Origin of the sequence: Hoyosella altamirensis (assembly GCF_014191505.1) — a bacterium.
Lineage (GTDB): Bacteria > Actinomycetota > Actinomycetes > Mycobacteriales > Mycobacteriaceae > Hoyosella > Hoyosella altamirensis.
In genome coordinates, this window is record NZ_JACHWS010000003.1 from 195150 (window position 1) to 218499 (window position 23350).

The following is a 23350-nucleotide window of genomic DNA, read 5'->3' on the forward strand; positions in this document are numbered from 1 at the left end:
AGAGTAATGTGTGATCAGCCGTGATGCTAAAGCGCGTCAATCCACCAGCACTGTGGCGAAAGTCGCTACTTGGGTGAAACCGACTTTCGAGTACATCGTCCGCGCGGCCCCATTGAAACCATTGACATACAGGCTGGCGGTCCTCCCGGTACGGATAATCCACTCCGCGACCGTCGCGGTGCCCGCTGCACCGATCCCACAACCCCGGAACTCAGGATTGACCCACACTCCATGGATCTGCCCAACCCGATTCGACATCGAACCGACCTCAGCTTTGAACGCGATCGTGTCGCCCTCGATTCGAGCCCATGCGCGGCCCGCTTCAATCAGGCTGCGAACTCTGTAACGGTACGAGCGACCCCCGTCGTGCGCGCACGGATCAACCCCCACCTCTTCAATGAACATCTTTACAGCAGCATCAAGGTACAGCTCGAACTCGTCCAAACGGACGCGGCGCGTCACTGGGTCGGGCAAACACGCCGGTGCGCCCCGCAACGCGAGCATCGGCTGGTCAGCGCGGATTTCCCGGGGCTGTCCCCAGTCGCCCTCGAGCTGCTCCCATAGCGGCAGGACCAGCTCCGCCCGGCCCACGAGCGATGAGCATGCGCGAGGGCTGCGGCAAGCACGATCAGCAAAAGACCGAATATCGTCTTCGTCGCCGAGCAGCGGTATTAGATTCACTCCGGAAAAGCAGAGGGACTCGCCGGGCTTGCCGCGACTCCACAGTTCTCCGCGCAGAAACCTCGGATCGACGCCGAACTCCTCGATCCGCGAAGCCACCATGCACGAAGCGATTGGGTCCGAGTCCAGCGCGCGTAAGACAGCTGGGGTGTCACGCAACCCCAGTGGCTTCGCACCCAGCAACTTCAGCACATCACCAGATTGCCACGCACAACATGACGAGCGGTAGCCCAACTTTGAATCGATCGATGAAACGCCGTGATAATCCGGTTCCCTGACCGTTATATGGAAGCCCTCCGGCGTAATGGCTCAGCTCACCGTTACTACGGGCGCGCCGGCACCTTCGCCGTCCGATTCCATTTCCTCCGCGATGCGCATGGCTTCTTCGATCAGGGTCTCGACGATCTGCGCTTCTGGGACTGTCTTGATTACCTTGCCCTTAACGAAGATCTGGCCTTTTCCGTTGCCTGAGGCCACACCGAGGTCTGCTTCCCGCGCCTCACCGGGACCATTGACTACGCAGCCCATTACTGCGACACGCAACGGGACTTCCATGCCTTCCAGGCCAGCGGTCACTTCGTTCGCGAGGGTGTACACGTCGACCTGGGCCCGTCCGCAGGAGGGACAGGACACGATTTCGAGTTTGCGTGGACGCAGATTCAGTGACTGCAGAATCTGGTGCCCCACCTTTACTTCTTCTGCGGGCGGCGCAGACAGCGACACACGAATCGTGTCGCCGATCCCCTTCGAGAGCAGCGCACCAAAGGCGACCGCCGACTTGATCGTTCCCTGGAAAGACGGGCCCGCCTCAGTCACGCCGAGGTGCAACGGATAATCCGATTGCTCAGCTAGCAATTCGTACGCCCGCACCATGACGACTGGATCATTGTGCTTCACGGAAATCTTGAAATCCCCAAAACCGTGTTCCTCGAACAGGCTCGCCTCCCACAGCGCGGACTCGACGAGCGCTTCAGCGGTCGGTTTGCCGTACTTCGCGAGCAGGCGCGGATCCAGCGAGCCAGCGTTGACGCCGATGCGGATCGGCGTGTTCGCCTCAGCGGCGGCCTTAGCGACCTCCTGGACTCGGCCATCGAACTCTCTGATGTTGCCCGGGTTGACGCGCACCGCCGCACAGCCAGCTTCGATCGCGGCAAAGATGTACCGGGGCTGAAAGTGGATGTCCGCGATGACCGGGATCTGGCTCTTCTTCGCGATAGTTGCCAGCGCGTCAGCGTCTTCCTGACGTGGACAGGCAACTCGCACGATGTCGCACCCGGAGGCAGTCAGTTCGGCAATCTGCTGCAAGGTCGCGTTGATGTCATGCGTCTTGGTTGTGGTCATCGACTGGACTGATACTGGATAGTCACTGCCGACACCCACGTCGCCGACCATCAACTGCCTGGTCTTGCGCCGCGGAGCCAAAGTTGGCGCTGGACCAGCCGGGATTCCCAGACCCACAGATCCAGACGGCGGAGTGTTCGGATTCGGGGTGGTGTTCAGTTCAGCTGAACTGGGGCCAGTCACAGAAACCTTCCTTACGTGCTCACCGGAACGTGATCGGGTTGACGATGTCAGCGGTGATAGTCAACAGCATAATCCCGGCACCGATCACCATCACAACGAAAGTGATAGGCATCAACTTGGTGTAATCGACCGGTGGCCCGTTGGGCTTGCCCATCAGCCGCCGCAGCCGGTTGCGGATCGCCTCATAGATCGTGACCGCCATGTGCCCACCATCGAGTGGCAGCAACGGGAGGAGGTTGAACAAACCGACGAAGAGGTTCAGTACCGCGAGCAGCAGAATGAAAACCTGCCACAGGCCCATATCGACGACCTCGCCGCCGAGACGGCTCGCTCCCACAACGCTGATCGGTGTATCAGGGTCTCGATCCTCGCCCATGATCGAGCGGGCAACAGCAGGCAGACGCTCCGGGAACCTGAGGAGCGCTTCCCAGGTCTGAACCGTCAATTCGCCGGTAAAGACGAATGTGGCTGGCACTGCTCCCAGCGGCCCATACTGCCGGATCTCGGAAGCCTCCGCGCGAGTTTCGAGGTCCTGCGCTACGCCGATAGCCCCCACGGTCGCGAGCTCCGGTTCCGCACCCGCCGAACCAATGACGTACCGTTCGACCGGCTGGACCGCGACCGGGATTTCCCGCGTTTCCCCGTCACGCTCCACAGTCAGAACGGCGGTGCCGTCGGTCGCCTGAACACGCTGAACAACCTCACCAAAGTTGCGCATCCGGTCGCCATTCACGGCAACGATAAGGTCGCCCGGTTCGATACCGGCAGCCTCAGCAGGCCCCCCACCGCCGCAGGGCGCAAGCTCGCCTGCAACCCATCTCCCGTTGTCCTGCTCTGGCGGGGCTTGTGTGGGTGCTACGCACGTGGTTTCTCCGACCACCGCGTCATTGAAGGCGAGTTTCGGCAGACCCCAGCCCAGCGCGAGGATAAAGACCAGCGTGAGACCGATGATCGCGTGGCTGATCGGGCCGCCCAGCATGACAAGAAGCCGTTTCCATGTGGCCTGCTTGTACATTGCCCGGTCATGCTCATCGGGTTCGAGTTCGTCAAGCGCTGTCATTCCGGCGATGTCACAGAAGCCGCCAGCCGGGATCGCTTTGAGGCCGTATTCGGTCTCGCCACGTTTGAACGCGAAGATCTTTGGCCCGAACCCAATGTAGTACCGGCGAACCTTCATCCCGAAGGCCTTGGCCATGGCTAGGTGGCCGTATTCGTGGATCGCGATGGAAATACCGATCCCAAGCGCGAACAAGATCACACCAAGGGTGAACATCATGAGCGGGGTCTGGCCTCCTGTGTGATGAGCTCACGGGCACGCGCACGCGCCCAACCCTCGGCGGCGAGTACATCGTCAACGGTACTCGGTGCGCTCGACCATTCGTGCGCACCGTCAAGCACATGCTCCACGATACGGACGATGCGCGGGAACGGCAGGTCGCGCTGGAGAAACGCAGCCGCAGCCTCTTCGTTCGCCGCGTTGTACACCGCGGGAAGACAGCCGCCCCCAGTACCGGCCTCGCGCGCGAGCCGGACAGCCGGGAACACCTCATTGTCTAGTGGCTCAAAATCCCAGTGGCAGCCCGCCGCGAAATCGAGAGGCTTTGTCGCGCCGCGAACGCGGCCCGGCCAGCCCAGCGCGAGCGCGATGGGCAGGCGCATATCGGGGGGACTTGCCTGGGCGATCGTCGAACCATCCACGAACGTCACCATGGAATGCACGATCGATTGCGGATGGACCACGACGTCGATCCGGTCGTATGGGATCCCGAACAGCAGATGCGTCTCAATAAGCTCCAGCCCCTTGTTCACGAGAGTGGCCGAGTTCAGCGTATTCATCGGCCCCATCGCCCAGGTGGGGTGCGCACCCGCCTGTTCGGGAGTTACCTCGGCCAGGTCTTCAGCCTTGCAGCCCCGGAACGGGCCACCGGATGCCGTGAGCACGAGACGAGCGACTTCGTCACCGGTCCCGGATCGCAAACACTGCGCGAGCGCGGAATGTTCGGAGTCGACCGGAACGATCTGGCCTGGCCTGGCCGCCGCAGTGACGAGCGGGCCGCCCGCTACGAGCGATTCCTTGTTCGCAAGCGCGAGGCGAGCTCCCGTCTTCAGCGCCGCGAGCGTTGGCTGCAGCCCTAGCGAACCGACCAGCGCGTTCAGGACGACGTCGGCCTCCACTGACTCCACAAGCGCAGTGACCGCATCCCCTCCGCTGCGGACACCGGGCACGTGCAGTTTCGCTGCCGCAGCCGGATCCGCCACCGCCACCGCATCGCCCGGCACCCCGGTCTGTTGAATCTGTTGTTCAAGGAGAGCCGTGTTGCCGCCTCCCGCTGCGAGTCCGGCCACTGTGAACAAGTCGGGGTTAGCGCCGATCACATCGAGCGCTTGGGTCCCGATCGAGCCGGTGCTGCCGAGTATCAGTACACGCTGGGGGGATTGCGGTGAGGACGTCACCGAGTCATTGTCACTGATGAACGTCGGCAACTCACACAAGGGTGAGGCACCCAACGTGGCACGTCGCGTCCGACACGAATCGGCGACCCAAATGCACTCAGCCCGCATCGGTATGTCAGGATGATCCCAGTGAGCTGCGTGTGGCGCGGGAGTCTAGATCACCAGCAGCCTGCGCAGGGCGATTTTTTTGAAGCGATCAGGAGGGATCACAGTGGCCGACGCGAACGTGGATCCAGGTTTGGAACGCGCGATTGTGCGCTCGAACGTCAACCCTGCTGATGAGCCATCAGTAGGCTGGGGCTGGCACGGCGAAGCTCCGAAGGCGTTTCAGATTGTCGGCTGGCTCTTCACGATCCTGGTCTTCGCCTACCTGATTGGCAACCACGACGGCAACGTGGAGAACATGTGGATCATCGGCGTGGGCGTGGCACTCGTGTTCTTGCTGGTCCGATACAACATCAGTACCCGCAAGGAACGGAAACGCCGCATTTAGCGGTTAGTTCTCCGCAGCAAGCTGGCCGCATGCCGCGGCGATTTCCTGACCGCGAGTATCACGAACGGTGCACGGAACTCCCTGAGCCTGCACGCGGCGCACGAATTCCGTCTCGACTGCCTTCGGGCTAGCATCCCATTTGCTGCCAGGCGTGGGATTTAGCGGTATGACGTTGACATGCACGAGGTGGCCGAGCGCTTTGCGCAGCTTTTTACCTAGCATGTCGGCGCGCCAGCCCTGATCGTTGATGTCGCGGATGAGGGCGTACTCGATTGAGACGCGTCGGCCTGTGGTGTCGGCGTAATATTTTGCGGCGTCGAGCACCTCAGCGACGGCCCATCGATTGTTCACCGGCACCAACGTATCCCTAAGCTCGTCGTCAGGGGTGTGCAGCGAAACCGCGAGCGTCACGTTCAGGTCCTCCTCCGCGAGTTTCCGGATCGCGGGAGCTAGACCTACTGTCGACACCGTGACGTTCCGCTGCGACAGGCCGAGTCCCTCTGGTGCGGGAGCAGTGATGCGCCGGACCGCCGCAATCACTCGCTTGTAGTTCGCGAGCGGTTCGCCCATGCCCATGAACACAACGTTGGAGAGGCGGCCGGGTCCTCCTCCCACCTCACCGTCGCGCATGGCCGCAGCTGCGGCACGGACCTGATCCACGATCTCGGCTGTCGATAGGTTCCGCGTCAGGCCGGCTTGGCCAGTAGCGCAGAACGGACAGGCCATACCGCACCCGGCCTGACTAGATATGCACACCGTCGCGCGATCCGTGTAGCGCATGAGCACGCTTTCGAGCAACGTGCCATCATGCGCCTTCCACAGCGTCTTCCGCGTCTCACCAGCGTCACAAGCCAGATGGCGGACGGTGCTGAGCAGCGGAGGAAACAGCGTCTCCCCAATCTTCTCGCGAACATTGGCAGGAAGATCGGTCATCGCTGCGACGTCAGCTTCGAGGCGACCGTAGTAATGGCGAGCGAGTTGGTCGGCGCGAAAGGGCTGCATGCCCAGGTCCGCGACAGCTTTGCGACGCTCGTCGCGATCGAGATCCGCGAAATGTCGCGGGGGCATTCCGCGGCGCGGCGCATTGAATACAAGTGGAATATCGACGCTCATGATGCGACCAGTGTCCCACGGAAGGTGTACATCCGAGAATTCGTGCGTGGCAGCGCTAAATACGTCATGATCATGTCATGGCATCAAAATCAGGCGAGCCGTCCAAGGACCATGGCACACCACAGCCTGACTTGGACGATACGCAGTCCGGATATGAGGGTTGGTCCGAGCCGGAAGAAATGGCGGATCTGCCGCAGTCAGGCTCGGAATTGCCTGTCTCGGCAACCTCCACTCCGCCGCATGGCAAGGCGCATTCCACGGCTCTGCCACATACGCGTGCGGGCGCCTGGTGGTCAGCTCTGATCATTGGGGCCCTGCTTCTGATTTTGCTCCTTGTGTTCATTCTTCAGAACTTGGCATCGACAACGATTTTTGTCCTGTTCTGGGAGTGGGACATGCCGCTGGGAGTTGCTCTGCTCGGCGCTGCAATACTCGGCATCTTGATCGCCGCCTGTATCGGCGGTGTCCGCATTCTGCAACTGCGCCGCACCGCTCGTAAGGGGCTGCGCTAGGCGAACGCTCCCCTCCCCAGCACCCAGCAAGCCGCCTAGCTCAGTGTGTTGCGCAGCCAGTGAATCCGGTATCGGACATCAAGAGTCACACCCGTTGTTTCGCGGCGGGCGCGTGCCGCCACTCTGGGACTGAATTCAATCGCCAGAACCTCGTCTAATAGTGCGCGTGTGGGGAAGACCCAACGCGTATCGACGCGACGGAGAGAGAACCCCTGGCGACGGAAAAAGTCCTCCACAAGGAGCGGCTGATACTTCGGCAGATCGTCACACATCCATGCGCCGTATGGAAATGCTGTCGCATCAAGATCAACGATTGTCAGGATGCCGCCATGGCGCAGCACCCTCAGCGCTTCCTGGATGCCTGGTTCACAGCCGGGCCCGAAGAAGTATGCGGTCCTCGCATGCAGCAAATCTGCTGACCTGGACTCCAGGGGTAACCGCGCCGCCTCGCCCTGGAGGACGTTGACGTGATCGAACTCCGCGATACGGTTGCGGGCGTGTTCGAGAAGCGGACTGTAGGGCTCGACGCCGATCACTGACCGGGCGGTCTCGGCGAATCGCGGGAGATGAAATCCGGTACCGCAACCAACATCAACGACATCGCGGCCGATCCAGGGTGCAATGACCGCAAGCTCTGACCAGATCGCACCATCTGCGTCCTGCGCGTGATTCTCTACCTCGTAGGTATCTGGCCACTTCCAGATATTCGGGCTCGCTATGACTGAGTCGCGCCGGCTGTCTTTGGAACGCAGCCAGGACATGTCACACCGTCATCTGATATCCAAGCACCGCTACGATCCCCCAGACGACCACAGCTGAGATCAGGAGGGAGTCGAGGCGATCCATGAGGCCGCCGTGCCCAGGAAGCAGCGTTCCCATGTCCTTGATACCAAGATCGCGTTTGAACTGTGACTCGATGAGGTCTCCCAGCGTCCCAGACACGACGAGTGCCGCCCCGACCAGAATCCCCAGCAACGGCGATTCGTCGAGGAACACCGAGACGGTAATGACGCTGCCGATGATTCCCGCGATCATCGAACCCGCGAAACCTTCCCAGGATTTCTTCGGGCTGATCTGCGGCACCATTGGATGCTTGCCGAAAAGCACGCCCGCGGTATAGCCGCCAATGTCCGAGCACACGACGGCGATCATCAACACCCAGATGGGTCCGGCGCCCTGCTCTGTGAGGACAAGGAGAGCACCGATGCCACCGAAAAGGATGACCCAGGTTGCAACAAAAAGGGTGATCGCCGCGTCACGCACATAGTTCTCGGGCTTACCGTCGAGTCCGTTGTGGAGTAGACGCCACACCATGGAGACCGCCGCAGTGATGGCGAATCCCGTCAGAACCCCCTGCACGCCGTAAGGCAGCGCTGAGAGGGTCGTCAACGGCGCCCCGACGATCAGTGGCACCAGGGGGAGATGGAAGCCCTGCTGGCGCAGACGCTTGAACAGTTCCCAAATCGCGAGCGTAAGCGCCGCGGCCACGACGACGACCCAGCCGCGAGGCTCGATCACGAGCGTGGCAATGACCAGAGCGCCGAGGGTAGCTCCAACACCTATGGCTGCTGGGAGATTACGGCCAGCACGGGACTTCTTCTGCTGCTCTGCGGCGGAGGCGTTGGCGGGTTGCCCTGACCCCGTCATAGGATGACTGGGCTCACGGTCTTCTGCCACAACTTCTCCCATCTCCACACCGAGGTTTCCAAGAACATTTCTTAGCTGTTGAGGCTAGACCTCCATGAGCTCAGATTCTTTATGTTTCACCAACTCGTCAACCTGGGCGCTGTACTTCGCGGTGAGTTTATCGATCTCTTTTTCCGCGCGACCCACTTCATCCTCGCCAGCCTCGCCGTCCTTCTGAATGCGGGACAACTCATCCATTGCTTTCCGCCGGACGTTACGAACCGCAACTCGGGCGTCCTCGCCCTTCGAGCGCGCCTGCTTAGCTAGGTCGCGGCGTCGCTCCTCTGTCAGTTGAGGGACCGCAATGCGAATTATCGCGCCGTCATTTCCCGGGTTGACACCGAGATCTGAATTGCGGATCGCGGTTTCGATTGCGCTCAACTGCGATGTGTCGTACGGCTTGATGACGACAAGCCGCGCTTCAGGGACGTTGATACTTGCGAGTTGCGTAATCGGGGTTGGCGCGCCGTAATAGTCGATGACGATGCGCGAGAACATCCCCGGATTAGCACGACCCGTTCGAATGGAGCCGAGTTCGTCCTTCGCTACCGATACAGCTTTTTCCATCTTCTCTTCGGCGTCGAAGAGCGCTTCATCAATCACGGCACACCTTCTTCTGGTCTTTTTGCCTAATCTCCACTATCGCATCTCGCCTAAACAACAAACCTACCTTGCGTGCGCGCAACGATTTCTAGGGTCTCACGAGGGTGCCGACGTGCTCCCCTGCTACCGCACGGGCGATATTGCCGTGCTTGAGCAGATTGAAAACAATGATCGGCATGTCGTTGTCCATGCAGAGGCTGAAGGCCGTCGCGTCGGCAACCTTCAGGCCACGCTCAAGCGCCTCCCGATGCGTTATCTCGTCAAACATGGTGGCGTCTGGATCTAGTTTCGGGTCTGCGGTGTAGACGCCGTCAACTGACTTAGCCATCAGCACGACCTCCGCGCCAATCTCCAGGGCGCGTTGCGCGGCAGTTGTGTCAGTGGAGAAGTACGGCATGCCCATGCCGGCACCGAAAATCACCACCCGGCCCTTTTCGAGGTGCCGTATGGCGCGCAACGGGATGTACGGTTCGGCCACTTGGCCCATGGTTATCGCGGTTTGTACGCGAGTGTCCACACCCACCTGCTGCAGGAAGTCCTGCAGTGCTAGGCAGTTCATGACGGTTCCGAGCATGCCCATGTAGTCAGCCCGTGAACGGTCGAGTCCGCGCTGCTGCAATTCAGCGCCGCGGAAGAAGTTTCCACCACCGATTACGATGGCGACTTCAACTCCGTCCCGGACGATTTCCCCGACCTGCTCCGCAACCATATGGACAACATCCGGATCGACGCCGATCTTGCCGCCGCCGAACATTTCACCGCCGAGCTTGAGCAAGACCCGCTTGTACTTCTGCCGCTCCGAAACTGTGTCTTCAGCCATTTCTCTCCTCGCTGGTCACCGAGTGCAGTGTCGCCGCTGGACACGCGAATGCGGGGCTGCCCGATGGTTTTATCGCCACCTTGCAACCCCGCATATCTTGCCTCATCGTTCTCGTTCGGTTTGGTGAGGCGCTCCGGTCAGGACTGGCCGACTTCGAATCGCGCAAAGCGCGTGATCGTTGCGCCAGCCTCGTCGAGGAGAGACTTAACGGTCTTCTTCGAGTCCTTCACGTACGCCTGCTCCGTGAGAACCATGTCCTTGAAGAACCCGTTGACACGGCCTTCGATGATCTTCGGCAGTGCCTGCTCAGGCTTGCCTTCCTCACGGGCGGTCTGCTCGGCGATGCGCCGCTCGTTCTCGACGACGTCCGAAGGAACATCGTCGCGGGTGACGTAACGCGCCTTTAGTGCTGCGACCTGCATCGCAGCTTCGCGGGCAGCGTTAGCAGCGCCTTCACCTTCACCGGTGTACTCGATGAGGACACCGACGCCAGGAGGAAGATCACCGCTGCGCTTATGCAGGTAGGTTGCGACCTGACCGTCGAAAGCGACGACGCGGCGCAGTTCAAGCTTCTCACCGATACGCGCGGCGAGTTCCTGAACAGCGGCATCGACAGTACGACCGTTGACGTCCGTTGCCTTCAGTGCTTCGAGGTCTGCTGGCTGAGACGCGGCTGCAGCGGCCACGATCTCGTCCGCGAGGCCCTGGAAGTCCGCGTTTTTCGCGACGAAGTCTGTTTCGCTGTTCAGTTCGATCATGACGCCGCCAGATGCTGCGACGAGACCTTCAGCTGTGGCGCGCTCAGCGCGCTTGCCGACGTCCTTCGCACCCTTGATGCGCAAGATCTCAACTGCTTTGTCGAAGTCGCCGTCAGTTTCGACCAGAGCGTTCTTGCAGTCGAGCATTCCGGAGCCGGTGAGCTCTCGCAGCCGCTTCACATCTGCGGCGGTGAAATTCGCCATGGTGGGGCGAGCCTCCTCTATTTCACTTCTCACGTGTCTGGCGAGACTGGCCCCGAAACGTGTTCGGGGCCAGCGCTCAAGTCAGTTTTCGGTGGTGGTTGCTTCCGCAGCCGGTGCCTCGGCAGGAACCTCGGCAGGAACCTCGGTGGGCGCCTCTGCAGGAGCCTCCGTGCCTTCCGCTGCCGGGGATGCTGACTCGAGAAGTTCCTTCTCCCAGTCAGCGAGCGGCTCTGCCTCGCCCTTCTCGTCACCGGAGGTATTCAGGCCAGCGCGCGCCTGAAGACCATCAGCAACCGCCGCTGCGACGACGCGAGTGAGCAGTGCAGCCGACCGGATCGCGTCGTCATTGCCCGGAATCGGGTAATCAACGAGGTCCGGGTCGCAGTTCGTGTCGAGGATCGCGACAACCGGAATGTTCAGCTTCCGCGCCTCGCCCACGGCGATGTGCTCCTTGTTGGTGTCAACGATCCACACCGCGCTCGGAACCTTGGCCATGTCACGGATGCCGCCCAGGGTGCGCTCGAGCTTGGTCTTCTCACGGGTCAGCATCAAGATTTCCTTCTTGGTGCGCCCCTCGAAGCCGCCGGTCTGCTCCATGCTCTCAAGTTCCTTGAGGCGCTGAAGCCGCTTGTGGACGGTCTGGAAGTTCGTGAGCATGCCACCGAGCCAGCGCTGGTTCACGTACGGCATACCAACGCGGGTTGCCTCGCCTGCGATCGACTCCTGGGCCTGCTTCTTTGTGCCAACGAAAAGGATTGTGCCGCCGTGCGCGACTGTCTCCTTGACGAACTCGTATGCCTTGTCGATGTACGACAGGGTCTGGCGCAGGTCGATGATGTAGATACCGTTGCGGTCGGTGAAGATGAAGCGCTTCATCTTGGGGTTCCACCGACGGGTCTGGTGTCCGAAGTGCACGCCGCTGTCAAGCAGCTGCTTCATGGTTACAACAGCCATAGCGATTATCAGACCTCCGTGAGAGGTCTTCGCTCCTTCTCTCGTGTTCCGGTTGATGCGGCAAGCCACGTTGGCTTCCGCCCTGGTCCCCGTCCGGACACCCAACCCGTTCAGCACGGGACCGAAGGGCGCCTGGCCGCCTCACCATCGGAAACAGCGCGAACCGGATGGTTCAGGCCGTACCCTCAGTGTGGCTGCACGCGGGGACGCGAAGTACGGTGCGCTCACAGCACACCGCCAAGCAGTGTACGCCGAGTTGGGGTCAACTAGGTAACCGAGATTGTCAGCAGGTTCAATCCGCCCGTGTAACCCTGTGGATAACGCCTCCTCGCAGCCGTTTTATCCACATTTCCACGCGCGGAGGCCACCCGTTCAGCGGGAGCGGCATTCTCAATGACATGCATCCCGGCCGCCGCCCCACGCTTCCCTGCCTGCTGCTCGTTGCGTTGCTGACCTTTGGTGGGGCTGCCGGGCTGCCCCATGAACCGGCTAACGCCGCGCCCAGCACCACGCCCCGGCATGAAAGGCACGAGTGGCCCATTCAGCCTGCCCCCAAAGTTACGCGCGACTTCGACCGGCCAGCGCATCCCTACGGCCCTGGGCATCGCGGCGTTGATCTCGCCGCGGCACCCGGAACCACCGTGTACGCCTCGCACGAGGGCGTGGTTGCGTTCGCGGGGCCAGTAGCTGGCCGAGGGGTCGTGTCGATCGACCACCGATCTGGAGTGCGCACCACGTACGAGCCCCTTCAGCCGCTGGTGCATAGAGGCGACCATGTAAGAACGGGAACACCTATCGGCACACTCGATGCATTGCACGCTGGTTGCACCGCGACAGCGTGCCTGCATTGGGGTGCGCGTTTGGGAAACGACTACCTCGATCCCCTTCTCCTACTGAGCCTGCTGAAAATCGTGCTCAAGCCGGTGGAGCCCGAACATACCGCGCTCATGCCCTCGGGTGGGCTTGCTCGTGGACGGCCCGCAGTCGGCCGATAGAGACATGCGTGTAGAGCTGTGTAGTCGCAAGACTGGCGTGCCCAAGCAATTCCTGAACGACTCGCAGATCTGCACCACCTTCCAGAAGGTGGGTCGCTGCGGAGTGCCGAAGGCCGTGCGGTCCTAGGTCAGGCACGTCCCCCGCAGCGGACAGGACGCGGTGGACAGCCCTGCGGGCTTGCCGTTGATCGAGGCGGCGGCCTCGCTTCCCTAGCAGCAGCGCGTCCCCTGATGCAGGCAAAGCAAGCAACGGCCGCCCCTCCCGCAGCCACGTGTCCAGCGCGTCCCGGGCAGGCCGACCGAAGGGCACCACCCGCTCTTTGTTGCCTTTCCCAAGCACTCGGAGCACATTGTTCCCAAGATCGAGGTCAGCGACGTCGAGGCCACACAACTCGCCGACCCGTATTCCGCATGAGTAGAGCAGTTCGACGATCAGTTGATCCCGGATTTCGATCGCGTCCGCTGAACCGTCGGTCCGGTCTTCCGCGCGCTTCTTTGCCTGGTCAAGCGCGGATGCTGCCTGCTCCTTGCGCAAAACCGCAGGGAGCTCGCGGTACGGCCGAGGGCTCTGAAGCCTGGCCGCTGGGTCGTCCGCGATCAGACCCACATGCTGCGCCCAGGCTGTGAAGGTCTTCACCGACGACGCCCGCCGCGCCAGTGTTGACCTCGCAATTCCGCTGGCCGATTGTGCAGCCTGCCATGATCGCAGCACCCGCAGATCAAGATCTGTGAGACTGCCGCGTCCGGGATCCGCGCAGAGGTGGGCTAGAAGTGACCGTACATCCGAGCGGTATGCCCGGATCGTGTGCTCCGATCGGCCTTTGCGCAGCCGAAGGTGCTCCTCGAATGTCCGCAACACACGCTCGTATTCCTCGGGGAGTTGCGCGGTGTCGTCCTGGGCGGCCACACCCTCAGCGTGCCCAGGAGGGTGGGGGTGCGCAAGCGATGACACCAAACAGTGACCCCGGAAGTCGCCGAAACTGCTAACAGCGCCTTTTCGCTCGCCTCCAGCCAGCATCGCCGCGCTGCGCAAGACCACCGATCTCGAGTACCGCCAACGCTGCCTGCACTGATGTCGCAGGCACACCCGAGGAAACAGCGATCTCAGCAAGACTCGCACCTCCACGCATCGGAAGGCTGTCGAAAACGCGCAGCTGGGTCCGGTCAAGGCCATCGGTCACGCGGTCGAGCTTTGTCTCGGTTTCGATGCCGGGCCCCACCAGCATGCGCTGAGCCGCACGCTCACGCAGACCGGTGTCTGAAAGCACCTCGCTGCCACACGTGACCAGACTTGCCTCACCAGTACGGATCATCTGATGGCACCCGACTGAACTCACGGAAGTCACCGGGCCCGGCATCGCATAGACGGGTTTGCCGAACAATCGCCCCCATCGTGCCGTATTGCGTGCACCGCTGCGTTTCCCGGCTTCCGTGACAAGGACAGCGTCAGATAGCGCTGCGACAAGTCTGTTCCGCGCGAGAAAGCGGAAGCGGGCCGGGCGCGTTCCAGGCGGATACTCAGTCACGACAGCACCGTTCCGAACGATTTCGCTCAGCAACCTGTCGTGACCTGATGGGTACACCTGGTCGATCCCGCACGCAAGGACAGCAACTGTGGGCATCTGTCCTGCGAGCGCAGCACGATGTGCGCACGCGTCGATTCCGTATGCTGCGCCTGACACAATCGTGCAGCCCGCCGCGCTGAGTTCGCACGCCATGTCAATCGTGGATTGTTCGCCATAAGAACTTGGTGCACGCGTCCCAACAACGGCGACAGCGGATGAAGAAACCTCGTCGATCGAGACCGCACCACGTTTCCACAGCGCGATCGGGGCTATAGCGTCGGGATCCTGGCGCACTTCCTGCTGATCGAAGGCCAGCATTCGCCATGCGGGCCACTCCCGACTATCCGGCGTGACTAGCTCACCTCCCATATCGATCAGCAGTTCGAGGTCCCGAGCGGAGTGATCATCCTGACGCCGTGCACGCGTCGGGCGGTCCAGTACCTGCGGCAGCCCGCCGCTTTGGACGGCGCGGGCCGCGTCCTCCGGCCCAACCTGATTGATCAGGGCTAGCAATTGGCGGCATGGTCCTTCCACGACGCGTGAGAGGTAAGCCCACGCGCGGAGCCGAGGATCACGCGGGTCTTGCAGATTCGTCGATATCACGGTTTCGCTTTCTGAAAGAAGCAAGTGTTACTCAGAGATCTCGGGACAATCGATAAGAGAGCGCTGTCTGCACGTCCTCAACATTCGGACTGGTTCTGCCGTGCAGATCAGCGATGGTCCACGCGACGCGGAGAGCTCGGTCGGCGCCGCGAGCGCTTATGGCTCCGCGTTCGATCGCGAAGTTGATTGGGATCATTGCCTCGGCGGACCGGCCAAGTTTTGCGCGCAGCTTGGGCCCAGGCACTTCACCGTTCGTGGCGCACCCAAGTTGCGCCCACCGCTCGCGTGCGGCCTGCCGGGCGGCGATGACACGTTGTCTGACGACAGCCGTGGATTCAGGGTCGTCCCCCATCGTGGTTGCTTCTCGCGCACGATTAGTCTCCATCTCCACGCACAGATCAACGCGATCCAGCAACGGACCCGACAATCGGGAGCGGTAGTGACGGCGCACTCGAGACGAGCATTCACAGTCAATCGCTCGCACGGCGGCACACGGACACGGATTCGTGGCCAGCACCATCAGAAATCGAGCAGGATACGTCGCCAGCCCGCACCTGCGGCTGATGCGTACTTCGCCTTCTTCAAGCGGAGTCCGCAGCGAGTCCAGAACCCGGGGCGGCATCTCGGTGCATTCGTCCAGAAAGAGCACACCGCGGTGCGCTCGGCTGACAGCTCCCGGTTTGGCGTAACCCGCTCCCCCGCCGATGAGAGAGACAGCTGTCGCAGAATGGTGCGGCGCCACAAAAGGTGGATCGGCAATGAGGGGGCAGTCGTGTGGCAGTTCCCCCGCGATGGAATGTATCGCTGTGACTTCCAGCGATTCGTCCTCGGTCAGCGGTGGCAGCAACCCCGGAAGCCGATGCGCGAGCATTGTTTTGCCCACGCCGGGCGGTCCCGTCAAGAGCAAGTGATGACCGCCTGCAGCTGCCAGCTCTACCGCGCGGCGTGCCATGAATTGCCCCTCTACATCGCCGAGATCCGGTGATATCCGCCTTGGGGGTGGCGGAAGTGCCGGGGGCGCGATGAGATCCCCGCTTCGGTTCAGCCACATCACCAGGTCGCGTAGTGTCGCAGCGCCAACGACCGTCACGCCCGACACAAGCGACGCTTCAGCCAGGTTGTCCGCAGGAACGACGATTCGCTTCCACCCTTGATCCCGCGCAGCGAGAACAGCCGGCAAAATGCCGTTAACCGCGCGAAGGCGACCGTCCAGAGCCAGTTCTCCGAGCAGAACTGTGCTGTGAATCCTCGCGCAGCTTGCGAGTCCACTTGCGTTGAGCACTGCACACGCTAGTCCAGCGTCGTACAGGGATCCGACTTTGGGAAGATCCGCCGGAGAAAGCGATAGCGTCGTCCTCCCGGGCGGCCAGCGATATCCCGAGTTGACAATTGCCGCACGAACACGATCCCGGGCTTCTTGCAAGGTGGTGTCGGGCAATCCGACTAGATGCATCCCTGGGAGGCCGCGTCCCACATCGGCTTCGATCTCAACGATCGAACCGGTGATGCCCGTGACAGCCACTGCAAAAGCACGCCCAAGCGGCATCACACCACCCGCTCAACATGATCAAAGGTTGGTCCGTCAGGCCCCCAGAGAACACCGATGACATCGAACTGCACGACCGCGACGGGGTGCGGGTGCTGGCTGAGCCATTCCACCGCCGCCAGCCGCATGCGGTGCAGCTTGATCGGAGTGACGGCTTCGACAGGTTCACCGAACGCATCGCCGCGGCGAGTTTTGACCTCGACGAATACCGTGGCGCCGGAGGGGGCACGGCATATCAGATCAATTTCGCCGTTCCGGCAGCGCCAGTTCCGGTCGAGCACCGTATATCCATGTGCACGAAGATAATCCGCTGCGGCCTGTTCCCCGCGCCGGCCAAGCGCAATACGTGTACTGATGACATCCTCCACAAGTGATGAGAGCGATCACGACGATCGCGCAACACCCTCAACAATGCGGAGATCAAGCGCGGGCCAACAGCTGCAATCCGCGAAATGTGGACAATTACGATCCTGTGGACAACTCACCCTGGAACGACGGTGCCGGAACGCTTCTGTCAGTGCCGCGAGCTAGGGTCGCGGGGGGCGCTCTCAGTCTCTTGCGACGCAGAACCGTTCCCGGGCCGCGCCCAATTGACACTGATCGAACTCAGCCCGGACCGCTCACCGATCCGGAAGCGCAGGTCGACCAGGCCGAGTAACCGCCGTCGGTAGTCCATATGACTCCTACCCGAAGTGTCCGCCACCAGGCGGAAGATTGATGTCTGGCTTCTCGAGCTCTTCGATGTTGACGTCTTTGAAGGTGAAGACGCGAACATGGCTGACGAAGCGCGCCGGGCGGTACATGTCCCATACCCAGGCGTCGGACATGCGGACTTCGAAGTAGACTTCGCCCTCTGCGTTACGAGGAATCAACTCGACAGCGTTAGCCAGGTAAAAGCGGCGCTCAGTCTCGACGACATACGCGAACTGTCCCACAACGTCGCGGTACTCCCGATACAGCGACAGCTCCATCTCGGTGTCGTACTTCTCGAGATCCTCGGCACTCATGGGGAAGTCCTTCCTTCTCTTCTCAGCGATCCTCGCACGTTTCAGCCGAGGAGGACCGCATCGCGGTCACCGCGCGGGGCGGCAGCGCAAGCAACGTTGGCAAATGACAGCCTGTGCTCAGGACAGGGGCCCCTCATCGTGAGCGCTGCACTGTGCGCCGCGGTGGAGTATCCCTTATGGATCGCGAATCCGTATCCCGGCAATTGCGCATCGAGTGCGACCATAAACCGGTCACGCGTCACCTTCGCCAGAATGCTCGCTGCTGCGATACATGCGGCGGATGCGTCACCGCCGATAACGGGCAGCGATGGGCACGGCATGCCTGGCACGCGAAACCCATCCGTGAGCACATATCCTGGCCTATCGCGCAGACCCGCGACCGCACGCCGCATACCCTCGATGTTGGCCACATGGACGCCACGCGTATCCACCTCAGCGGCAGGAATTTCGATGATGCAGAAATCTTCCGCGTGGCGAAGTATCAGCGGAAAGAGCTCCTCACGCGCCCGCTCAGTCAACCGCTTTGAATCGTCAAGCCCGGCGAGAGTACGGTGCTGCTTCGCGCCAAGCACACATGAGGCGACCACGAGAGGGCCCGCGCAAGCTCCGCGCCCTGCTTCATCGACCCCCGCTACGGGACCAAGCCCTCTACGGTGGAGTGCTGATTCGAGTGCCCGCAATCCGGTGTCACGCCGGACCAGGGCCCGCGGTGGCCAACGCGTCATTCTCGTGAAGCTACCGGCTCTTGAATCTCCGGCGCACTGATCGATCCCCATCGCGCCGGCGGAAGAATGATCCATCGCGCTTTCCCGACTACGTTTTCGACGGGCACTGCGCCGTCGCTCTCATCGCCAACGTACCAGCGAGAGTCCTTCGACTGGTTCCTGTTGTCGCCCATCATCCATATGTGGTCCTCAGGGATGCGGACCGGACCGAAGCAGCGCCCGGAGCGCACGTCGGTGTCGCAGTCGATCTGCCCGGGTGTGTACGGGAAATCCGAGACGACGTACGGCTCATCGACTGGCCGACCGTCAACGAGGACACTTCCGTCATCGTCACAGCACTCGACGGTTTGGCCACCCACGGCGATCACACGCTTGACGAGATCGTTCTCATCCGGTGGAACAATGCCGACCGCAGAACCGATCTCCTGGAGCCCGCGGACTACAACATTCTCCGAGCGGGTCGACACATAGTCCTCCGCCCAAGGGCCCGTTCCGCGGAACACCAGAACGTCACCGGGACGGGGATCAGAGAACCGGTAGCTCACCTTTTCCACCAAGATCCGGTCGCCCGTGCATCCCGGGCATCCATGCAGCGTCGGCTGCATAGATTCGGACGGGATGAGATATACCCGCGCGATGAAGGTTTGGATGACGAAACTCAGGACCAGCGCGACGAGAATGAGAATCGGCAGTTCGCGCCAGAAGGAACCCCCGTCTTTCTTGCTGGATTCCTTCGCGGCGGCGTCCTGCCGATCTGCGGTATCTGTTTTGCTGGCGGGCTCGTCGCCCTGTCCCTCGTCGGCTCCCCGCGGCTCAGTCACGAGACCAGGTTAGTCACGTTGGGACTCAAAACGCGGTAAGCCTCAGCGCTTTTCTTTGATCTTCGCTGCCTTGCCGCGGAGATCGCGCAGGTAGTACAGCTTCGCGCGACGCACGTCACCGCGAGTGACGACCTCGATTTTGGCCAGGTTGGGGCTGTGAACGGGGAACGTACGCTCGACACCAACACCGAAAGAGACCTTACGAACGGTGAATGTTTCGCGGATGCCACCGCCCTGGCGGCGGATAACGACTCCCTTGAACTGCTGGATTCGTTCCTTCTGGCCTTCAATAACCTTCACGTGGACATTCACCGTGTCGCCGGGACGGAAGGCGGGGATGTCATCACGTAGGGACTGCGCGTCGAGTGCGTCCAGGGTGTTCATTACTGTCTATTCCTCGCGTTTTCGCGTTTCTGAGCAGAGGAACCGAGTGGCCTGACGACTCGTCTGGTTCGTACTCCCGTGTTGGTGCACCTAGACCTTATGGTCCGGGCAACCCTGCCATCATGCCAGATGCGGTCGCTGACAGGAAATCCGGCATCTGCGCCTACTTGGAGTATCCCGCGCGCCGTAGTGCGTCGGCAAGGGACCCGGATTTAGCGTTACCACCGCCTTGATTCCGCTGGCCTTTCGCTTGCTGTTTCGGCGATTTGCCAGGTTGCTGATTCTTGGGCGGCTGATTCTTGGGCTGCTCGTTCTTGGGGGGCTGATTTTTGGCAGGCCGCCGTTCGCGACGCGGCTGGTCCGAGCCGCTGCCAGCCGTCTCATCGTCGAGTCGCAGTGTCAACCCGATTCGCTTACGGTCAACGTCTACTGTCATAACCTTCACCTTGACGATGTCACCGCTCTTCACGATCTCGCGCGGATCCGATACAAAGCGCGACGACATCGCTGAAACGTGCACGAGCCCATCCTGGTGCACCCCTACGTCAACGAACGCACCGAAAGCTGCGACGTTCGTGACAACACCCTCCAGAACCATCCCTGGCTTGAGGTCGCTGACACGCTCAACACCTTCCGCGAACTGGGCGGCACGGAACTCCGGACGTGGGTCGCGACCAGGCTTGTCGAGCTCAGCAAGAATGTCATTCACCGTAGGGACTCCGAAGGTGTCATCGGTGAAGTCGCTGGGCCGCAGTCCGGCGAGCACCTGCGAGTTGCCGATCAGTTCGCGCACTCGCAGACCACACGAACTCACGATCCGGCGAACCACGGGGTACGCCTCCGGGTGCACGGCGCTCGCGTCGAGTGGGTCATCACCGTCAACGATGCGGAGGAATCCCGCGCACTGCTCGAACGCTTTCGGACCGAGCCTCGGTATGCCCTTCAGCGCCGTGCGCGAACCGAACCTTCCGTGACTGTCCCGGTGTGCCACGATGTTTTCGGCAATGGTGGCACTGACACCAGAGACCCTGGCCAGCAAAGGCACCGACGCTGTGTTGACGTCGACGCCCACGGCGTTCACCGCGTCCTCCACGATCGCATCGAGCGACCTCGCAAGCAGTCCCTCGGCAATGTCATGCTGATACTGGCCCACTCCGAGCGACTTTGGATCAATCTTCACGAGTTCCGCGAGGGGATCCTGCAACCGTCGGGCGATCGACACCGCCCCACGCAGCGAAACGTCGAGTTCCGGTAACTCGCGGGAACCGTATTCGGACGCTGAGTACACGGAAGCTCCCGCCTCAGAAACCACCATCTTCGTGAGTTTCGTTTCCGGCATGCGCTTCAGCAGTTCGGCGGCGAGTGCGTCCGTCTCACGGGAAGCTGTCCCGTTACCTATCGCAACGAGGTCTACGTTGTGGCGAGTGACCAGTTCTGCGAGGGCACCGAGCGCGGCGTCCCACTGTGACTGGGGTTTATGCGGGTAAACGGTGGCGGTTTCGAGCAGCTTCCCCGTGCCATCCACGACGGCGACTTTGACCCCGGTGCGGTACGCGGGGTCGAGGCCCATCGTGATCCGCGGGCCAGCAGGCGCAGAAAGCAGCAAATCCCGCACGTTCCGGGCAAACACGTCCACAGCATCCGCCTCAGCGGCCTGCCGCAATCGTGCGCGCACATCGATGCTTGAGCTGACTTGCAATTTCGTCTTCCAGGCCCACCGGACCGTGTCGGCGAGCCAGCGGTCACCCGGCCGCCCCTGGTCGCGCACACCCAGCGCGACTGCGATTTTCTGTTCGTAGAGAGAGGGGCCTGGAGCGCCCTCGGCGTCCGGTTCAGGGTCGAATTGCACCGACAGGAACTCTTCTTTCCCACCCCGTAGTAGGGCAAGGACACGATGTGACGGGAGCGAAGTGAAGGGTTCCGCGAAGTCGAAGTAGTCAGCGAACTTAGCGCCGTCAGCTTCTTTTCCTTTGCGAGCCGAGGCGACAATTCGTCCGCGCCGCCACATCAACTCTCGTAGTTCACCCACAAGATCGGCGTCTTCGGAAACCCGCTCAATCAGGATCGCGCGCGCGCCGTCGAGCGCGGCCGCAGCGTCCGCGACGCCTTTTTCCTCATCTACGAAGCTCGTAGCCACCGATGCGGGATCTTGGGAAGGGTCGGACAGCAGCCGTTCAGCCAGTGGTTCCAGGCCCGCTTCACGGGCGATCTGAGCTTTCGTCCGGCGCTTGGGCTTAAACGGCAGGTAGATGTCTTCGAGTCGCGACTTCGTCTCCGCTCCGACAAGCTGCGCTTCGAGTCCGTCGTCGAGTTTGCCCTGCTGCCTGATCGACTCGATGATCGCGCTCCGCCGCTCATCGAGTTCTCTGAGATACCTCAAGCGCTCCTCGAGCTGGCGAAGTTCAGCGTCATCAAGCCCGCCCGTCGCTTCCTTCCGGTAGCGGGCGACGAACGGTACCGTCGATCCCCCGTCGAGAAGCGCAATGGCAGCGGCTACTCGCCACTGCGCCACGTTCAGTTCTTCCGCGATCCGGTCAGTCACAGGCCTCACAGCGATACTCACGGCGGGCAGAGTACTCCGTGGCACCGACACAATCGAGTGTGGCGGGGAATTAGTCCTCGAATTCGCCGTGATCGCTACGGTGCGCGTCGAGAACCGCCGAGTCCGCTTGCGCGAGGTCGATCTGGGCGAGAAGTTCTGGGCGGCGGTCAGCGGTCCGCCGGAGGGCTTGATCTCGTCGCCATCGAGCGATTCGCGCATGATCACCCGACAACAGCACTGCCGGAACGTCAAGTCCTCGCCAGGACGCTGGGCGTGTATAGGAGGGGCCCTCGAGCAGGCCGTCGGAGAATGAATCCTCCTGATGCGATTGCTGGTTTCCCAGCACGCCCGGCAGGAGGCGCACCACAGCCTCCGCCATCACGAGGACCGCGACTTCCCCACCGATCAGGACATAATCGCCGAGGGAGACTTCCGCGACCCGGACTCGGCGCCTCGCGTCATCGACAACACGCTGGTCGATGCCCTCGTAGCGCCCGCATGCAAACACGAGGTGCGATTCTTCGGCCCATCGCTCGGCTGTCGCCTGAGTGAAAGGCACGCCGCTCGGCGTGGGGAACACGAGCAGCGCGTCGTCGGGGCAGACGTCATCGAGTGCCGGTCCCCAAACGGAGGGTTTCATGACCATTCCAGGGCCACCGCCGTACGGCGAATCGTCGACCGACTTGTGGACATCATGGGTCCAGTTCCGTAGGTCATGGACACTCACTTTGATGAGGTCCTTCTCCCGGGCTTTACCGAGGAGGGAGACGCGCAGCGGCTCGAGATACTCGGGGAAGATGGTGATGACGTCAATCTTCACCGCGGTGGTCAGAGCTCCAGCAAGCCGTCGGGGGGCGTCACTTCGACGAACCCGCCAGGCACATCCACGATGGGCACAAAGTCGGTAATGAAGGGAATCAGCACTTCCCTACCGTCAGTGGCCTCAATGGAGAGGGTCTCCCCTGCCGCTGTGTGCAGAACCTCGCGGATCACACCCAGGTCTCCACCCGACGCGATTCGGACAACCAATCCTTCAAGTTCGTGGTCGTAATACTCGTCGTCCCCACTCGCTGGCAGTTCAGAGGAGTCCACGACGAACAGCAATCCCCGCAGTGAGTCGGCGGACTCTCGGTCCGCAACGCCTGCCAAGCGCACAAGAAGCCGCCCGGAATGCTCCCGGGCGGCTTCTACGGTAAACGATGTGACGGCACTTGAACGCGGTGCACGGGCCCGCAGTTGCGCGCCCACAGCGAAGCGCTGCTCTGGCTCGTCCGTACGGACCTCCACGACGATTTCGCCCCGGATGCCGTGTGACTTCGCGATACGACCGATCACGAGTTCCATGTGGATGCCTGGCTCA

The 23350-nt window shown here is 61.8% G+C and carries 25 protein-coding genes; 3 read left to right on the plus strand and 22 right to left on the minus strand.

Translation table 11 applies throughout. From position 1 onward, the window contains the following. Positions 1-36 precede the first annotated feature (36 nt). The 4 genes from FHU29_RS14985 to dxr form a co-directional block, all read right to left on the minus strand. Entirely contained in the window at positions 37-873 is an 837-nt protein-coding gene (locus tag FHU29_RS14985) for a GNAT family N-acetyltransferase (RefSeq protein ID WP_064440517.1), read from the minus strand. Between the two features lie 117 nt (positions 874-990). Next, on the minus strand, positions 991-2127 hold the full coding sequence (ispG, locus tag FHU29_RS14990) for a flavodoxin-dependent (E)-4-hydroxy-3-methylbut-2-enyl-diphosphate synthase (protein WP_049793863.1): 1137 nt from the start codon (positions 2125-2127) through the stop codon (positions 991-993). Positions 2128-2224: 97 nt separating this feature from the next. Further along, the gene (locus FHU29_RS14995) at positions 2225-3481 is read right to left on the minus strand and encodes a M50 family metallopeptidase (protein ID WP_064440518.1); all 1257 of its coding nucleotides are present in this window, start codon (positions 3479-3481) and stop codon (positions 2225-2227) included. Then, positions 3478-4713: a 1-deoxy-D-xylulose-5-phosphate reductoisomerase gene (gene dxr, locus FHU29_RS15000; RefSeq protein ID WP_232322972.1), complete on the minus strand. Its 1236-nt coding sequence runs from the start codon at positions 4711-4713 to the stop codon at positions 3478-3480. The genes FHU29_RS14995 and dxr overlap by 4 nt, the downstream gene beginning before the upstream one ends. Positions 4714-4870: 157 nt before the next feature. Here dxr and FHU29_RS15005 point away from each other — a divergent pair, with 157 nt between their 5' ends. Further along, positions 4871-5152, plus strand: a complete 282-nt coding sequence (locus FHU29_RS15005) for a DUF2631 domain-containing protein (RefSeq protein WP_083962332.1) — start codon at positions 4871-4873, stop codon at positions 5150-5152. 3 nt (positions 5153-5155) lie between these two features. Here FHU29_RS15005 and rlmN read toward each other — a convergent pair whose 3' ends face one another. Continuing rightward, positions 5156-6265 carry a dual-specificity RNA methyltransferase RlmN gene (gene rlmN, locus FHU29_RS15010; protein ID WP_064440519.1) on the minus strand — a complete coding sequence of 370 codons (1110 nt, stop codon included), beginning with the start codon at positions 6263-6265 and terminating at the stop codon, positions 5156-5158. A 77-nt stretch (positions 6266-6342) separates the two neighbouring features. On the opposite strand from rlmN, the gene FHU29_RS15015 reads away from it, so the two are divergent. Then, positions 6343-6777, plus strand: coding sequence for a LapA family protein (locus tag FHU29_RS15015; protein ID WP_064440520.1), 435 nt, complete (start codon positions 6343-6345; stop codon positions 6775-6777). A 35-nt stretch (positions 6778-6812) separates the two neighbouring features. Here FHU29_RS15015 and FHU29_RS15020 read toward each other — a convergent pair whose 3' ends face one another. The 6 genes from FHU29_RS15020 to rpsB form a co-directional block, all read right to left on the minus strand. Beyond that, the gene (locus FHU29_RS15020) at positions 6813-7538 is read right to left on the minus strand and encodes a class I SAM-dependent methyltransferase (protein WP_064440521.1); all 726 of its coding nucleotides are present in this window, start codon (positions 7536-7538) and stop codon (positions 6813-6815) included. A gap of 1 nt (position 7539) precedes the next feature. Then, the gene (locus FHU29_RS15025; RefSeq protein ID WP_064440599.1) at positions 7540-8424 is read right to left on the minus strand and encodes a phosphatidate cytidylyltransferase; all 885 of its coding nucleotides are present in this window, start codon (positions 8422-8424) and stop codon (positions 7540-7542) included. Between the two features lie 84 nt (positions 8425-8508). Beyond that, positions 8509-9066 (minus strand): ribosome recycling factor, encoded by a 558-nt coding sequence (frr, locus tag FHU29_RS15030; RefSeq protein ID WP_013806382.1) that lies wholly within the window; start codon positions 9064-9066, stop codon positions 8509-8511. An 88-nt stretch (positions 9067-9154) separates the two neighbouring features. Then, the gene (gene pyrH / locus FHU29_RS15035) at positions 9155-9886 is read right to left on the minus strand and encodes a UMP kinase (protein WP_064440522.1); all 732 of its coding nucleotides are present in this window, start codon (positions 9884-9886) and stop codon (positions 9155-9157) included. A 137-nt stretch (positions 9887-10023) separates the two neighbouring features. Further along, complete coding sequence (tsf, locus tag FHU29_RS15040; protein WP_064440523.1) at positions 10024-10848, minus strand: translation elongation factor Ts; 825 nt, start codon at positions 10846-10848, stop codon at positions 10024-10026. 81 nt (positions 10849-10929) lie between these two features. Beyond that, positions 10930-11802: a 30S ribosomal protein S2 gene (gene rpsB, locus FHU29_RS15045; RefSeq protein WP_064440524.1), complete on the minus strand. Its 873-nt coding sequence runs from the start codon at positions 11800-11802 to the stop codon at positions 10930-10932. 398 nt (positions 11803-12200) lie between these two features. Here rpsB and FHU29_RS15050 point away from each other — a divergent pair, with 398 nt between their 5' ends. After that, positions 12201-12797 (plus strand): murein hydrolase activator EnvC family protein, encoded by a 597-nt coding sequence (locus FHU29_RS15050; protein ID WP_064440525.1) that lies wholly within the window; start codon positions 12201-12203, stop codon positions 12795-12797. Here the strand turns inward: FHU29_RS15050 and FHU29_RS15055 are convergent. The 11 genes from FHU29_RS15055 to rimM form a co-directional block, all read right to left on the minus strand. Continuing rightward, positions 12748-13815, minus strand: a complete 1068-nt coding sequence (locus FHU29_RS15055) for a tyrosine recombinase XerC (protein ID WP_157095136.1) — start codon at positions 13813-13815, stop codon at positions 12748-12750. The genes FHU29_RS15050 and FHU29_RS15055 overlap by 50 nt on opposite strands. Further along, positions 13781-14965 (minus strand): DNA-processing protein DprA, encoded by a 1185-nt coding sequence (dprA, locus tag FHU29_RS15060; protein WP_083962341.1) that lies wholly within the window; start codon positions 14963-14965, stop codon positions 13781-13783. The genes FHU29_RS15055 and dprA overlap by 35 nt, the downstream gene beginning before the upstream one ends. A 31-nt stretch (positions 14966-14996) precedes the next feature. Beyond that, the gene (locus FHU29_RS15065) at positions 14997-16511 is read right to left on the minus strand and encodes a YifB family Mg chelatase-like AAA ATPase (protein ID WP_064440527.1); all 1515 of its coding nucleotides are present in this window, start codon (positions 16509-16511) and stop codon (positions 14997-14999) included. Next, complete coding sequence (locus FHU29_RS15070) at positions 16511-16879, minus strand: YraN family protein (protein WP_198156532.1); 369 nt, start codon at positions 16877-16879, stop codon at positions 16511-16513. Before FHU29_RS15070 ends, FHU29_RS15065 begins: the two co-directional genes overlap by 1 nt. 315 nt (positions 16880-17194) lie before the next feature. After that, complete coding sequence (locus FHU29_RS15075) at positions 17195-17518, minus strand: DUF2469 domain-containing protein (RefSeq protein ID WP_013806372.1); 324 nt, start codon at positions 17516-17518, stop codon at positions 17195-17197. A gap of 41 nt (positions 17519-17559) precedes the next feature. Continuing rightward, positions 17560-18243, minus strand: a complete 684-nt coding sequence (locus tag FHU29_RS15080) for a ribonuclease HII (protein WP_064440529.1) — start codon at positions 18241-18243, stop codon at positions 17560-17562. Further along, complete coding sequence (lepB, locus tag FHU29_RS15085; protein ID WP_064440530.1) at positions 18240-19064, minus strand: signal peptidase I; 825 nt, start codon at positions 19062-19064, stop codon at positions 18240-18242. Before lepB ends, FHU29_RS15080 begins: the two co-directional genes overlap by 4 nt. Positions 19065-19106: 42 nt before the next feature. Then, entirely contained in the window at positions 19107-19448 is a 342-nt protein-coding gene (rplS, locus tag FHU29_RS15090) for a 50S ribosomal protein L19 (protein ID WP_064440531.1), read from the minus strand. Between the two features lie 163 nt (positions 19449-19611). Further along, positions 19612-22011, minus strand: a complete 2400-nt coding sequence (locus FHU29_RS15095; RefSeq protein WP_064440532.1) for a Tex family protein — start codon at positions 22009-22011, stop codon at positions 19612-19614. Positions 22012-22060: 49 nt separating this feature from the next. Next, the gene (gene trmD / locus FHU29_RS15100; RefSeq protein ID WP_064440533.1) at positions 22061-22810 is read right to left on the minus strand and encodes a tRNA (guanosine(37)-N1)-methyltransferase TrmD; all 750 of its coding nucleotides are present in this window, start codon (positions 22808-22810) and stop codon (positions 22061-22063) included. Positions 22811-22818: 8 nt separating this feature from the next. Further along, the gene (gene rimM / locus FHU29_RS15105; protein ID WP_064440534.1) at positions 22819-23334 is read right to left on the minus strand and encodes a ribosome maturation factor RimM; all 516 of its coding nucleotides are present in this window, start codon (positions 23332-23334) and stop codon (positions 22819-22821) included. Positions 23335-23350: the final 16 nt, after the last annotated feature.

What these genes read in the sequence shown, in the direction of transcription:
- FHU29_RS14995 (WP_064440518.1), bottom strand. Translation starts at nt 3,481, where the DNA reads ATGATGTTCACCCTTGGTGTGATCTTGTTCGCGCTTGGGATCGGTATT.
- rlmN (WP_064440519.1), bottom strand. Translation starts at nt 6,265, where the DNA reads ATGAGCGTCGATATTCCACTTGTATTCAATGCGCCGCGCCGCGGAATG.
- FHU29_RS15015 (WP_064440520.1), top strand. Translation starts at nt 6,343, where the DNA reads ATGGCATCAAAATCAGGCGAGCCGTCCAAGGACCATGGCACACCACAG.
- FHU29_RS15020 (WP_064440521.1), bottom strand. Translation starts at nt 7,538, where the DNA reads ATGTCCTGGCTGCGTTCCAAAGACAGCCGGCGCGACTCAGTCATAGCG.
- FHU29_RS15025 (WP_064440599.1), bottom strand. Translation starts at nt 8,424, where the DNA reads ATGACGGGGTCAGGGCAACCCGCCAACGCCTCCGCCGCAGAGCAGCAG.
- pyrH (WP_064440522.1), bottom strand. Translation starts at nt 9,886, where the DNA reads ATGGCTGAAGACACAGTTTCGGAGCGGCAGAAGTACAAGCGGGTCTTG.
- tsf (WP_064440523.1), bottom strand. Translation starts at nt 10,848, where the DNA reads ATGGCGAATTTCACCGCCGCAGATGTGAAGCGGCTGCGAGAGCTCACC.
- rpsB (WP_064440524.1), bottom strand. Translation starts at nt 11,802, where the DNA reads ATGGCTGTTGTAACCATGAAGCAGCTGCTTGACAGCGGCGTGCACTTC.
- FHU29_RS15050 (WP_064440525.1), top strand. Translation starts at nt 12,201, where the DNA reads ATGCATCCCGGCCGCCGCCCCACGCTTCCCTGCCTGCTGCTCGTTGCG.
- FHU29_RS15055 (WP_157095136.1), bottom strand. Translation starts at nt 13,815, where the DNA reads ATGCTGGCTGGAGGCGAGCGAAAAGGCGCTGTTAGCAGTTTCGGCGAC.
- FHU29_RS15065 (WP_064440527.1), bottom strand. Translation starts at nt 16,511, where the DNA reads ATGCCGCTTGGGCGTGCTTTTGCAGTGGCTGTCACGGGCATCACCGGT.
- FHU29_RS15075 (WP_013806372.1), bottom strand. Translation starts at nt 17,518, where the DNA reads ATGAGTGCCGAGGATCTCGAGAAGTACGACACCGAGATGGAGCTGTCG.
- FHU29_RS15080 (WP_064440529.1), bottom strand. Translation starts at nt 18,243, where the DNA reads ATGACGCGTTGGCCACCGCGGGCCCTGGTCCGGCGTGACACCGGATTG.
- rplS (WP_064440531.1), bottom strand. Translation starts at nt 19,448, where the DNA reads ATGAACACCCTGGACGCACTCGACGCGCAGTCCCTACGTGATGACATC.
- rimM (WP_064440534.1), bottom strand. Translation starts at nt 23,334, where the DNA reads ATGGAACTCGTGATCGGTCGTATCGCGAAGTCACACGGCATCCGGGGC.